The 12,110-nt window shown below is 72.7% G+C and carries 11 protein-coding genes; 1 reads left to right on the plus strand and 10 read right to left on the minus strand.

Going from position 1 to position 12,110, the window contains the following annotated elements; translation table 11 throughout:
- Positions 1–20: 20 nt before the first annotated feature.
- Genes AABM36_RS09400 through thiL form a run of 4 tightly spaced genes read right to left on the minus strand, consistent with a single transcriptional unit; the run spans position 21 to position 5,080 of the window.
- Positions 21–653: an RsmD family RNA methyltransferase gene (locus AABM36_RS09400; RefSeq protein WP_012398110.1), complete on the minus strand. Its 633-nt coding sequence runs from the start codon at positions 651–653 to the stop codon at positions 21–23.
- Complete coding sequence (locus AABM36_RS09405; protein ID WP_423445950.1) at positions 650–3,040, minus strand: ATP-dependent DNA helicase RecG; 2,391 nt, start codon at positions 3,038–3,040, stop codon at positions 650–652. Before AABM36_RS09405 ends, AABM36_RS09400 begins: the two co-directional genes overlap by 4 nt.
- On the minus strand, positions 3,037–3,984 hold the full coding sequence (locus AABM36_RS09410) for a DAK2 domain-containing protein (protein WP_223246097.1): 948 nt from the start codon (positions 3,982–3,984) through the stop codon (positions 3,037–3,039). Before AABM36_RS09410 ends, AABM36_RS09405 begins: the two co-directional genes overlap by 4 nt.
- Positions 3,974–5,080: a thiamine-phosphate kinase gene (thiL, locus tag AABM36_RS09415; protein ID WP_047978526.1), complete on the minus strand. Its 1,107-nt coding sequence runs from the start codon at positions 5,078–5,080 to the stop codon at positions 3,974–3,976. The genes AABM36_RS09410 and thiL overlap by 11 nt, the downstream gene beginning before the upstream one ends.
- Before the next feature lie 86 nt (positions 5,081–5,166).
- Here thiL and AABM36_RS09420 point away from each other — a divergent pair, with 86 nt between their 5' ends.
- Positions 5,167–5,817, plus strand: coding sequence for a DUF3515 family protein (locus AABM36_RS09420; RefSeq protein WP_308219532.1), 651 nt, complete (start codon positions 5,167–5,169; stop codon positions 5,815–5,817).
- On the opposite strand, the gene AABM36_RS09425 is transcribed toward AABM36_RS09420, so the two are convergent.
- The 6 genes from AABM36_RS09425 to leuD form a co-directional block, all read right to left on the minus strand.
- On the minus strand, positions 5,808–6,902 hold the full coding sequence (locus AABM36_RS09425; protein WP_047978528.1) for a sulfite oxidase: 1,095 nt from the start codon (positions 6,900–6,902) through the stop codon (positions 5,808–5,810). The genes AABM36_RS09420 and AABM36_RS09425 overlap by 10 nt on opposite strands.
- Positions 6,903–6,948: 46 nt before the next feature.
- On the minus strand, positions 6,949–8,100 hold the full coding sequence (locus tag AABM36_RS09430) for a D-alanine--D-alanine ligase family protein (RefSeq protein WP_423445954.1): 1,152 nt from the start codon (positions 8,098–8,100) through the stop codon (positions 6,949–6,951).
- A complete protein-coding gene (locus AABM36_RS09435; protein ID WP_423445956.1) occupies positions 8,097–9,167 on the minus strand; it encodes an NAD(P)H-dependent glycerol-3-phosphate dehydrogenase in 1,071 nt (356 codons plus the stop codon). The genes AABM36_RS09430 and AABM36_RS09435 overlap by 4 nt, the downstream gene beginning before the upstream one ends.
- On the minus strand, positions 9,164–9,976 hold the full coding sequence (locus AABM36_RS09440; RefSeq protein ID WP_423445958.1) for a lysophospholipid acyltransferase family protein: 813 nt from the start codon (positions 9,974–9,976) through the stop codon (positions 9,164–9,166). The genes AABM36_RS09435 and AABM36_RS09440 overlap by 4 nt, the downstream gene beginning before the upstream one ends.
- A gap of 112 nt (positions 9,977–10,088) precedes the next feature.
- The gene (gene murA, locus AABM36_RS09445; RefSeq protein WP_423445960.1) at positions 10,089–11,408 is read right to left on the minus strand and encodes a UDP-N-acetylglucosamine 1-carboxyvinyltransferase; all 1,320 of its coding nucleotides are present in this window, start codon (positions 11,406–11,408) and stop codon (positions 10,089–10,091) included.
- 97 nt (positions 11,409–11,505) lie between these two features.
- Positions 11,506–12,105 carry a 3-isopropylmalate dehydratase small subunit gene (leuD, locus tag AABM36_RS09450; RefSeq protein WP_423445962.1) on the minus strand — a complete coding sequence of 200 codons (600 nt, stop codon included), beginning with the start codon at positions 12,103–12,105 and terminating at the stop codon, positions 11,506–11,508.
- Between the last annotated feature and the right edge of the window lie 5 nt (positions 12,106–12,110).

Genomic DNA, 12,110 nt, shown 5'->3' on the forward strand with positions numbered 1-12,110 from the left:
GCCTGTCCGTCGGCGGCCCGTCAGCCGCGCGCGGCCTCGTCCTCCGCCCCGTCTTCCGTGGTCGTCGTGGCCGACTCCGGGGCCGATTCCTCGTCCGCCTCCAGGTACCAGATGACGGTCTCCCCGTGCGCGCTGCTCTCGAAACGCCGCAGGCCCCGCGGCCACACCGGCTCCTCGGTGCGCGCGGAACGCTCGACCGCGACCACCCCGCCCGGGCCCAGCCGTCCCCTGAGCAGGGACAGCATCCGCACGAGCTCCTCGTTCTCCAGGGGGTACGGCGGATCCGCGAGCACGAGGTCCCAGCGGTGGAACGGGGCCCGGCCCAGGTAGCCCGCGACACCGGCGTGCACGGTGGTGATCTTCGTCCCGGGGCACGACGCCGCCAGCAGCGCCGCGTTCTCCCGGCACACCCTGGCCGCGGCCCCGGCCTTCTCCACGAGCGTGACCGTGGCGGCTCCCCGGCTGGCGGCCTCCAGACCGAGGGCCCCGGAGCCGGCGAAGAGGTCCAGCACGCGGGCGTCCTCGCACATCCCCCACGCGTCGAGCCGCCCGAACAGGGACTCCTTGACGCGGTCCGTGGTGGGCCGGGTGGCCGAGCCCGGCACGGCCTTGAGGTGCTGTCCTCCGGCGCGGCCGGCAATGATGCGTGTCATCCTCGCTCCAGAAATGCTTGTCGGTCCTCGTCCAGCACACGCCCGATGCTCTCCCGCAGCACGGGGTGGTCCGTGAGCTGCGGGTCCTCGCGGACCACGGCCTCCGCGGCGGCCCGGGCGCGGGCCACGAGGGCCTCGTCCCGCAGGGCACCCACCCAGCGCAGCCCGGAGCGGCCACCGGACTGCGAGGCTCCGAGGATGTCCCCCTCCTTGCGCAGCTTCAGGTCCGCCTCCGCGAGCTCGAAGCCGTCCGTGGTGGCGGCCACCGCGTCCAGGCGGGCCCGGGCGGGGTGCTCCGACGCCACGCGGGTGACCAGCAGGCACGTGCTCGCGTGCTCACCACGCCCGATCCGGCCGCGCAGCTGGTGGAGCTGGGAGATCCCGAACCGCTCGGGGTCCACGACCACCATGAGCGTGGCATTGGGCACGTCCACGCCCACCTCCACCACGGTGGTGGACACGAGCACGTCGATCTCCCCGGCGTCGAACGCCGCCATGGTCTCGGCCTTGGTCCCGGCGTCCTGGCGCCCGTGCAGCACCGCGGTCCGCGCGGAGCGCAGCTCGGGCTGGGCCGCCATGAGCTCCGCGAGCCACGCAACGGTGGCGGGTTCCGGCTCCTCCGGCTGGGCCTCCAGGGAGGCGCACAGGGACGTGAAGGGCGGCAGGGCGGCGTCGTCGCCGATCTTGGGGGCCACCACGTAGACCTGCCGCCCGGCGGCGGCGTGCTCCGCCGCGAGCGTCCAGACCCGGCGCTCCCACGAGGGCCCGTGCTCCGCGAGGCCCACCACGTGCGTGGCGATGGGGCGGCGACCCCCGGGCAGCTCGCGCAGGGTGGACACGTCCAGGTCCCCGAACACGGTCATGGCCACGGTGCGCGGAATGGGGGTGGCGGTCATCACGAGCGTGTGCGGGGCGCTGCCGGCCTTGCCCCGCAGGGCGTCTCGCTGCTCCACGCCGAAGCGGTGCTGCTCGTCCACCACAGCCAGCCCGAGGTCCGCGAACTGCACCGTCTCCTGGATCAGGGCGTGGGTGCCCACCACGATCCCGGAGGCCCCGCTCGCGATGTCCAGCAGGGCCTTGCGTCGGGCGGGCACGGACATGCTGCCCGTGAGCAGGGTGACGCCGGTGGCACGAGGGTCCCCGCCGAGCACCCCGGGTTCCGCGAGGGGCCCGAGCGCGGAGGTGATCTTCTCGTAGTGCTGGGTGGCGAGCACCTCGGTGGGCGCGAGCATCGCGGCCTGGCCACCGTGGTCCACCACCTGCAGCATGGCACGAAGGGCCACCACGGTCTTGCCGGACCCCACGTCACCCTGCAGCAGCCGGTTCATGGGCGCGGTGCCCGCGAGCTCGTCCGAGATCTGCTCCCCCACCTCGCGCTGTCCAGGGGTCAGCGCGAACGGCAGGGCCGCGTCGAACCGGGCGAGGAGTCCATCTTTGCGCGGCGGGCGCGGATCCGCCGGGTGGGACGCGTGCTCCGCCCGCCGGCGGACGAGCTCGGTCTGCAGGACGAATGCTTCCTGGAAGCGGAACCGACGGCGGGCCCGCTCGTACGCCTCGACCGTCTCGGGGCGGTGCAGGTCCCGGTAGGCCTGGCCCAGGGGCGGCAGCTCCTCTGCGTCCCGCAGCTGCGGGGAGAGCGGGTCCTCGAGAGAGTCCAGGTCAGCGGTGAGCAGCAGCTGCTGCACCACCTTGCCGATCCGCGGCGTGGTCAGCTTGCCGGCCTCCGGGTACACCGGGATGGGCATCAGCTCACCGGTCTCCGACGAGGCTCCGGACACGGCCTCGGGGGTCTCCACGGGTGCGTAGTCCGCCCCCGTCATGGACAGCTCACCCCGGTAGAACTCGGGTTTGCCCGTGAACAGGGCCAGGGACCCCACCGGGAGGTCCTTCTGCGCGGAGTAGGCGTTGAAGAACGTGATCTTCAGCTGGGCCCCGGAGTCGTCCGCCACCACGACGTCCGTGAGACTGCGCCGGGGATCGCTGCGCATCCGGCGGGTGCTCGAGGACTCCACGCGGGCCACGAACGACGTCCTTTCCCCGGCCACGAGGTCCGTGAGCGCCTGGATCCTGCCCCGGTGGATGTAGCGCCGCGGTGCGTGGTCCAGCAGCTGGCCCACGGTGGTGATTCCGAGGTCCTTGGCGAGCAGGGCCACGGTGGAGCGCGGCGAGGAGCCGGGGATGTAGCGGGTGAGCGGCTGGTCCAGGAGCCCGACGAAGGCCGAGTGGGACCGCGTGGGCGCGGGGGTCGGGGCGGGGGCCGTCTCTGCGGTGGCCTGCGCATCCGGGGACAGCTCCTCCTGCGGCTCCGGAGCGGTCGTCCGCGCAGAGCGGCCGTTCCCGGGCGGCATGTCCAGGGGCAGCGGCTCGGGCACGTCCCGGGTGGTCACCGGGGCTCCGCCGCGAGGGTGGTGACGGTGACGTTTCGCGCGGTTCCGCGGCCCCGCATCAGGTCCAGGGCGGTCTCCGGGTCTGCCACGTGGACGTGCACGCGCCACGTGTAGCCGTCCTCGTGGTCTCCCACGGCGCTCACGATCACGCTGCTGCCGGCGTCGTCCAGCTCGTGGCGCAGCTCGGCGGCGTCCAGGGCGGAGAGGTCCATGGTGCCCATGACCTCGTACCCGTCCTGACGCTCGACGGTGGTGTCCGAGAGGGGGTGGGTGTGCTGGCGGATGACCTCCGCCACGGGGTCCTCGGCCGTGGGATGGCCCGCGAGCGCGGTGCGCAGCGCGCTGAGCACGATCAGCATGCCCAGGGCACCGGAGTCCACGGTGCCGCGCTCGGCGAGCACGGGGATCTGGGTCACGGAATCGATCACGGCGCACGTGGCGGCCGCGACCACGAGGTCGAGCCACTCCACGAGCTGCTGGTTGGAGCCGTCCGCGGAGGTGTCGGGGACCGGCACGGCGCCGGCGGCGTCGAGCACGGACAGCATGGTGCCCGGGACGGGCTCGGTGAGGGCGGACGAGCAGCGCACGTGGGCCGCCATGAGCGCGGTCTTGAGCTGCTCCGCCGTGAGCCGGGTGCTGCCCTCCACCACGCCGCCCATGGCGGTGAGGGTGAGTGCGGCGAGCATCCCGGAATTCCCGCGCGCCTCCTCGAGCGCGGCCTGCCCCGCGTACACGAGCAACTCCCCCACGTCCCTGCCCTCGATGAGGTGGGCGGCCTCCGCCGCGTGGCCCACCGTGATGCTGAGGTTCGAGCCCGTGTCCGCGTCCGCCACGGGGAACACGTTGAGGTTGTCCAGCACGTCCGCGTGCCGGCGCAACTCCCGGTGCGCGGTGTCGAGCCAGTCGCGCACCTCGGTGGTGGAGGAGCCTGGCTTATGGTTCAAAGTGATCCCATCCTTCAACGACGTCGCGCCCGAGCCACTCTGCGGGGGCCCGGCCGGCAATGGTCACGGCCGGGCTCGGCGCATCCGTTCCGGGGCGCGGATCTGCGGTGGACCCCTCCCTGTGCCGCTCTCCCGCGGGGTCCGCGGGCGCACACGAGCCTATCGCACGGACCCCGGGAGGCAGCCGGGAATCCACAGGCAGCACCGCGAGCAGACCGTGGTCCTCCCCGCCCGTGAGAACCCACTGCCACGGGTCCACTCCGGCGGCCTCCCCGGCCCGCCGCAGCCGGGCGACGTCCGGTTCCAGCGCGCGCGGATCGAGGTCGATGCGCACCCCGCTAGCGCATGCGATCCGCCCGGCGTCCTTCAGCAGGCCGTCGGAGACGTCCAGCATGGCGGTGGCGCCGGCCCGGGCGAGTTCCCGCCCGGCTGTCACGGGTGGTTGCGGCCGCAGCTGCGCCACGTGCAGCTCCCGCCGCTCGTCCGCGGGCACCGCGTCCCAGCTCCCCGGCACGGGGCTCTGCAGGGCGTCCAGCCCGGCGGCCGCGCACCCCAGCACGCCCGCGTGGACCAGCACTCCCCCGGTCCGCGCACCGCTGCGCAGCACGGGGCTCTGCTCGCAGCGTCCCAGCACGGTGGCGGTGATCGACAGCTCCTCTCCCCTTCCGAGGTCGCCGCCCACCAGGGCGCACTCTCTCGCCCCGAGGGTCTCGAACGCCCGGGACAGCCCGGCGGCGAACTCGGTGACCCACGCGACGGGCGTGTCCCCGGGCAGGGTCAGGGACACGACCACGGCCGTGGGGACGGCGCCCATCGCGGCCACGTCCGCGAGGTTCTGGGCCGCGCACTTGTGGCCCAGGTCCGTTCCCGAGGTGCGCACCCCACTGGGCCACACGGTCCGGAAGTCCTGGTCCAGGGTGAGGGTGTCGGTGGTCATCACCACGCGTCCCCCCGGGGTGGTGACCACGGCGCAGTCGTCCCCCGGACCCACCTCCACGTGTGGTCCGTCCGTGGTGGCCACGGGGAGGAAGGCTTCCAGCAGGCGCGCCTCACCCACCTCGGAGACCGTGGCCGTGTCGGCGCTCTCGTGCGTCATACCCGCACCCTAACCAGCGGCTCCGACGCGCTGGAGCGCACCCGCGCCCACCCGGCTCCGAGGCCCGGTCCACTATCCTGGGCGCCATGGTCTCCCCGCTCCGACGCCGCTCCGTCCTATCCACCGCACGCACCGCCACCGGCGTCTCAGCAACCCCGGAGACGGAGACCCCGGGAACGGAGGCGCCCCGGAACGGGCGCACTGGGGTGGCCGAGCGCGGGACGCACCCGGCGGCGTCGTCCACCGGCCCACGACGCCGCCTGGCCGTGGGCGCCGCGGCCCTCACGAGCGCCGTCGTGCTCACCGGCTGCGGCTCCACCGTGACCGTGGACCCCGCTCCGGACGCCGCGAACCCGGACTGCGCGCCCGTGATGCTCGCCATGCCGGACGAGGTCAGCGGCATGGAGCAGCGGGAGACGTCCAGCCAGGGCACCACCGCCTACGGGGACCCGTCCGCCATGATCGTGCGCTGCGGCGTGGCGGAGCCGGGACCCACCACGGAGCCGTGCACCGACGTGAGCGGCGTGGACTGGCTCATCTCGCAGGTGCCCGGCCAGGAGAACCAGTGGCGGGCCGTGACCTACGGTCGTTCACCCGCCGTCGAGGTGCTCTTCGACGGGCAGCGCGTGCCGTCCTCGACCGCGCTGGTGGACACCGGCTCCGCCGTGCAGAGCATCCCCCAGGAGCGCAAGTGCGAGTCCGTGGCGGACGTGGAGCAGGGGCCGACTCAGCCCTGATCCCCCGCTGGGTTGACCCGCACGCGGGCCCACGAGTTGTTCACGTACCCCTTGGGGTTCCACAGCGTCCGCGCGGACTCGGGCTGGCACGCGCCGGTGGTGTCCCAGGCGCGAGCCACGAGTGTGTGGGGTCCCGGCCCGGCCAGGTCCACGGTGGTCTCCCAGTGCCGCCACGCCCACGGTGACGGCTCGGGCCCGAGCTCCGCGGCCTGCCACGAGTGCCCGCCGTCCGCGGAGACGTCCACGCGGGCGACGCCGCGGTCCTCCCCCGCGTGCGCGTAGCCCGAGACCCGTACCTGCCCGGTGCCCACCGCCTGGCCGGGCTCCGGGGCGAGGATGTCACAGTTCAGGGCCACCGGGCCCAGGGAGATCCCGTCCCCCGGCCCCGCCGCGTCCGGATCCGCCTCCGGCTCCAGCACCCGGTACGCGGTGGCCTGGAAGTAGTTCTCGGACGGCTCGGCGCGCACGGTGACGCGCGTGACCCACTTGACGCTGCGCGCCCCGATCCAGCCGGGGACCACCACGCGCACCGGCCCGCCGTGCACCGCGGGCAGCGGGGCGTCGTCCATGGCCCACGCGAGCAGCACCTCGTCCGCCAGCGCCTTGGACCGCGGCACCGAGCCGCCGTAGTGCTGGGGCGGGTTGGCGATCTCAGAGACGTCGGGCGCCTCGAACTCCACGTGCCCCGCGGAGTCGTGGACGCCCGCCGCGCGCAGCACGTCCGCCAGACGCACGCCCGTCCACCGGGCCGTGGACGTGGCACCGGGACCCCAGGGGTCCTCGCCAGGGACGTCGCGGACCTCCAGGAACCCCTCCCGACGGTTGCCCGCGCACTGCATCGTGGCAGTGACCGTGTGGTGCGCGAACTCCTCGCGCAACCGCTCCAGCGTGAACCGCGCGGGCTCGGCCACCAGGCCGGTGACCTCCAGGGTCCACGTCGCGGCGTCGAGCTGCGGAACGGGTCCGTGGTTGCGCACGTAGAAGGAGTCCGCCGGGGTGAGTGTCTGGTGCAGTCCGGCTCGCGGGGGTTCGGCGTTGTACGGGTCGCTCTCGTGGACGATCATGTCCTCGCGCTTGCACCACACGGTGTGCCTCTCTGCCGTCAGGCCCCTGGCACGGGGCGGTTGCCGGTCAGCGTAGTCCCACGGGCCGTTCCAGGGCCAGGGTGATGAGCTCGTCGATCAGGGTGCTGTAGTCGATCCCGGAGGCCGCCCACATGCGCGGGTACATGGAGATGGGCGTGAACCCGGGCATGGTGTTGATCTCGTTGATGACCACGCGCCGGTCCTCGGTCACGAAGAAGTCGCAGCGCGAGAGCCCCTCGCCGTCCACGGCGTGGAACGCGCGCACGGCGTCACGGCGCAGCGTCTCGATCACGTCCTCCGGCAGCCGCGCCGGGCACGAGAGCGTGGCGCCGTCGGACTCCACGTACTTGGCCTCGAAGTCGTACAGGGCGTGGCCGTGCACCTCGATCTCGCCGGGCAGCGAAGCGCGCGCCTCGTCCGTGCCGTGCCCGCCCAGCACGGCGCACTCGATCTCCCGCCCGTCGATGCCGGCCTCGACCACGAGCTTGAGGTCGTGCTCGCGCGCCGTGGCGATCGCGGCGTCCAGCTGGGAGGGCTCGTCCACGCGCGTGATCCCGAACGACGAGCCGGCGCGCGCCGGCTTGACGAACACCGGGAAGCCGAGCCCTGCCACGCGCTCGCGCACGCCCTGCGGATCGGTGCGCCACGTGCGGTCGTGGACCACGGTGTACGGGCCCACCTCCAGGCCGGCGGCCTCGAACGCGAGCTTCATGAAGTGCTTGTCCATCCCAATGGCCGACGCCGCCACGCCGCACCCCACGTACGGCAGGTCCGCGAGCTCGAGCATGCCCTGCAGCGTGCCGTCCTCGCCGAACGGCCCGTGCAGCAGCGGGAACACCGCGTCGATGTGCCGCCCGCGGGACAGCGGAGCCCCGTGCTCGGAGGTGTCGTGGATCAGTAGCCGGCTGTCCCCCGCCTGCAGCGGGAGACTCACGCGGTGGGCACCCACGGGCAGCTGCGCCATGGGCTGCTCGTCCAGCAGCGCCTCGAGCTCCTCCTGGGAGCACAGGAACCACGCGCCGTCCGGGGAGATCCCCACACTCACCACGTCCCAGCGGTCCCGGTCGATCGCGCGCAGCACGGACCGGGCGGTGATCAGGGAGATGGAGTGCTCGGACGAGCGGCCGCCGAAGACCACCGCGATGCAGGGCTTGTCGCTCTCCGCCGTGGCCTCCGGGGTCTCGTGGGTGGTGCTCATGCGGTGTTCCCTTCGGATTTCAGATCGCGGCCCAGCAGTCGGGGCGCCAGTTCGTGGACGGGTGTCTCGTTGCGCAGCACGCTCACGACGGCCTCCGTGATGGGCATGTCCACGCCGTGGCGCCGCGCGAGCTCCAGCACCGCGGGGGCGGACTTGATCCCTTCGGCGGTCTGGGTCATGGCGTCCTGCACCTGCGCGAGGGACAGCCCCGCGCCCAGGAGCCTTCCGGCCGTGTGGTTGCGGGACAGGGAGGAGGAGCACGTGGCCACCAGGTCCCCCATGCCGGAGAGCCCGGACAGGGTGGTGGTGTGCCCGCCGAGGGCGAGCGCGAGCCGCGTGGTCTCCGCGAGGCCGCGCGTCATCACGGAGGCCTTGGAGTTGTCCCCGTACTCGCGGCCGTCGCAGATTCCCACGCACAGGGCGATCACGTTCTTCACGAGACCGCCGATCTCCGTGCCCACCACGTCGGTGTTGGTGTAGGGCCGGAAGTAGGGTGCCGCGCAGCAACGGGCCACCCACGCCGCGGTCTCGTGGTCCGGGGCGGCCACCACGGACGCCGTGGGCTCCTCCCGGGCGATCTCCATGGCCAGGTTGGGCCCCGACAGCACGCACGTGCGCCGCGGCCAGTGCTGCTCGGGGACCCCCGTGCCCTCCGCGAGGACCTCGGCGATCACCTGGGTCATCCGCAGCCCGGTGCTGGACTCCAGCCCCTTGGCCAGGGACAGCACCACCGCGTCCGGCGCCACCGATGGGGCGGCGATCTCCAGCTGGGCACGCAGCGCCTGCGCGGGGATCGCGGCCACCACGAGCTCCGCACCGTCCAGGGCTGCCACGAGGTCGCTCGAGAACGTGAGTGCTGCGGGCAGCTCGATCTCCGGGAGGTAGCGCTCGTTGCGTCGCCCCGCCGCCATGCGTTCGACGGCCTCGGCATCGCGTCCCCACAGGCACACCGTGCGCTCGGCACCCGCCTGCGCGGCGGCGTCGGCGAGGACCTTGGCGAACGTGGTGCCCCAGGATCCGGCGCCGAGCACCGTGATCTTTGCGGGACCCTGGGGACGCGCGCTCACGGAGCCACGCTCCCGCCGGCGGAGCCGAGGTCGTCCTCGGGAGCCGCGGCGTCGCCGGCGTCCGACGACGCCGCCCGGCGGGGCGCGCGCGGATCGAACAGTTCCTGGGGCGCGGGCTCACCACGCAGCTCACCCAGCAGACGGGCGAGCGTGGCCATGATCGTGGTCGTGGCGGTCGCGAGCTCCTCGGCGCTGGGCTCCCCCGGGTGCTTCAGCCCACCGGGCACCAGATCGGCGGCGCGCAGGGGCTCACCCACGATTCCGTCCACGCGCTTGGGCGGGAAGGGCTTGGCGCTGCGGTGGCCCTGAGGATCCCGGTAGACGATCTCCTGGTCCCCCCAGTGCACCATGGGCACCACGGGGACGTCCGCCTGCAGCGCGAGGCGTGCGGCACCCGTGCGTCCCCGCATGGGCCACATCCGCGGATCGCGCGTGATGGTTCCCTCGGGGTACACGATGATCGCTCCCCCGCTGGCCAGCTCCGTGAAAGCGGCCTCCAGCGAGTCCTTGGCCCGGGAGGTGCCGCGATAGACGGGAACCTGCCCGATCCGGGACAGCACCCGTCCCAGGACGGGAACCCGGAACAGCGACTCCTTGGCCAGGAACCGCGGCATCACCCCCGCCTTGTAGACCGCGTAGGCCACGGTGAGCGGGTCGATCTCCGTGAGGTGGTTGGACACCACCACGAAGCCGCCGGACGCGGGGACGTTCTCCGTGCCCCGCCAGCGCGGCACGGCGAGCGAGCGGTAGACCGGGATCACGGCGGCCGCGATCAGCCGGAACGTGGATCGTTGCGATGTTCTGCTCATCCGGGCAACCCCTCCTCGGGCAACGGTGCGCGGGATGCCCCCGCGGCGTGCGGTGCGCCCGGGAGGACCAGGGCCCGAGGGCCGCGGTGCCGGGCGCTCAGGGCACCGGAAGTCACTGCTCGGTGACGTCGAAGTTGGCGCCCAGTCCGCTCAGCTTGTCGGTGAAGTGCTCGTAGCCCCGCTTGATGAGCTCCACCCCGGTCACGGTGGACACGCCGTCGGCGGAGAGCGCCGCGATCAGGTGCGAGAAGCCACCGCGCAGGTCCGGGATGTTGATGTCGGCGGCCTGCAGCGGCGTGGGGCCCGAGATCACGGCGGAGTGCAGGAAGTTGCGCTGCCCGAAACGGCACGGCACGGAGCCCAGGCACTCGCGGTGCACCTGGATGGTCGCTCCCATGCGGTTCAGGGCGCGGGTGAAGCCGAAGCGGTTCTCGTAGACGGTCTCGTGCACGATGGACACGCCCTTTGCCTGGGTCAGCACCACCACGAGCGGCTGCTGCCAGTCGGTCATGAACCCGGGGTGGACGTCCGTCTCCACGATCAGGGGGTTCAGGTCCCCGCCCGGGTGGAAGAAGCGGATGCCGTCCTCACGGATGTCCAGTCCGCCGCCCACCTTGCGGAAGGTGTTGAGGAAGGTCATCATGTCCGCCTGCTGGGCACCTGCCACGAAGATGTCCCCACCGGTGGCCAGGGCCGCGGAACCCCACGACGCCGCCTCCATGCGGTCCGGCAGGGCGCTGTGCACGTAGCCCTGGAGCTCGGGGACACCCTCGATGCGGATCACGCGGTCCGTCTGCACGGTGATGAGCGCGCCCATCTTCTGCAGGATCGCGATGAGGTCCATGATCTCGGGCTCGGTGGCCGCGCCGCGCAGCTCGGTGTGGCCTTCGGCACGCGTGGCGGTGAGCAGCACCTGCTCGGTGGCGCCCACGGAGGGGTAGGGCAGGTCGATCTTGGCGCCGTGCAACCCGTGCGGGGCGCTCATCCGGATGCCGGATTCCAGTTTCTCCACCTTGGCGCCGAAGTTGCGCAGCACCTCCAGGTGGTAGTTGATCGGGCGGTCCCCGATCCGGCAGCCGCCGAGATCCGGGATGAACGCCTCGCCCAGCGCGTGCAGCAGCGGACCGCACAGCAGGATGGGGATGCGGGAGTCCCCCGCGTGGGCGTCGATGTCGGCGTGGCGCGCGCGCGTCACGTTGGTGGGATCCAGCGTGAGTCGCCCCAGGACGTCGTCGCGGGTGACCTCCACCCCGTGCAGCGACAGCAGATCGGTGACCACCTTGACGTCCTTGATCTCCGGAACGTTGCCCAGGGTGGAGGCCGAGGCGCCGAGCAGCGCGGCCACCATGGCCTTGGGGACCAGGTTCTTGGCGCCGCGTACCGTCACCTGACCCGTCAGCGGAACTCCGCCGGTGATGCGCAAAGAAGTCATGACCTACCGATCTGGGGGAAGTGATCTCCCGCGCGCGGAACACGCACGGGACCTCGACATTCTACCGGCCCGGACCGGCTCGCGGTCCAGCCGGCTGTCAGACTCTGGCTGGGAGCGTGGTGGGCTTGAACGCCGGCCGGCTCCGCTCGTACGCCTCGATGTCCTCTTCCCGCTGCAGGGTGAGTCCGATGTCGTCCAGGCCCTCCATGAGGCGCCAGCGCGTGTAGTCGTCGATCTGGAACGGCACGGTCGCGGCTCCGCAGGTCACGGTGCGGGACTCGAGGTCCACCTCGATCTCAGTGCCGGGCCGTTCCTCCACGAGCTTCCACAGCAGCTCGACGTCCGACTGCTCCACCTGCGCGGCGAGCAGGCCCTGCTTGCCCGAGTTCCCACGGAAGATGTCCGCGAAGCGCGATGAGATCACGGTTGTGAAGCCGTAGTCGCGCAGGGCCCACACCGCGTGCTCGCGGGAGGACCCGGTGCCGAAGTCGGAACCGGCCACCAGGACCGAGGCGTTGGCGTACTGCGGACGGTTGAGCACGAAGTCGGGATTCTTGCGCCACCCGGCGAACAGGGCGTCGTCGAAACCCGTCTTGGTGATGCGCTTGAGGTAGACGGCGGGGATGATCTGGTCCGTGTCCACGTTGGACTGCTTCAACGGGGCGGCCACGCCGCGGTGGGTGGAGAACTTCTCCATGGCTG

Source organism: Kocuria sp. KSNUG (genome assembly GCF_049532735.1).
GTDB lineage: Bacteria > Actinomycetota > Actinomycetes > Actinomycetales > Micrococcaceae > Kocuria > Kocuria rhizophila.

Coding starts and splice junctions, on each gene's coding strand:
- murA (WP_423445960.1), bottom strand. CDS start 11,408: ATGACTTCTTTGCGCATCACCGGCGGAGTTCCGCTGACGGGTCAGGTG.
- thiL (WP_047978526.1), bottom strand. CDS start 5,080: ATGACGCACGAGAGCGCCGACACGGCCACGGTCTCCGAGGTGGGTGAG.
- AABM36_RS09420 (WP_308219532.1), top strand. CDS start 5,167: ATGGTCTCCCCGCTCCGACGCCGCTCCGTCCTATCCACCGCACGCACC.
- AABM36_RS09440 (WP_423445958.1), bottom strand. CDS start 9,976: ATGAGCAGAACATCGCAACGATCCACGTTCCGGCTGATCGCGGCCGCC.
- leuD (WP_423445962.1), bottom strand. CDS start 12,105: ATGGAGAAGTTCTCCACCCACCGCGGCGTGGCCGCCCCGTTGAAGCAG.
- AABM36_RS09430 (WP_423445954.1), bottom strand. CDS start 8,100: ATGAGCACCACCCACGAGACCCCGGAGGCCACGGCGGAGAGCGACAAG.
- AABM36_RS09400 (WP_012398110.1), bottom strand. CDS start 653: ATGACACGCATCATTGCCGGCCGCGCCGGAGGACAGCACCTCAAGGCC.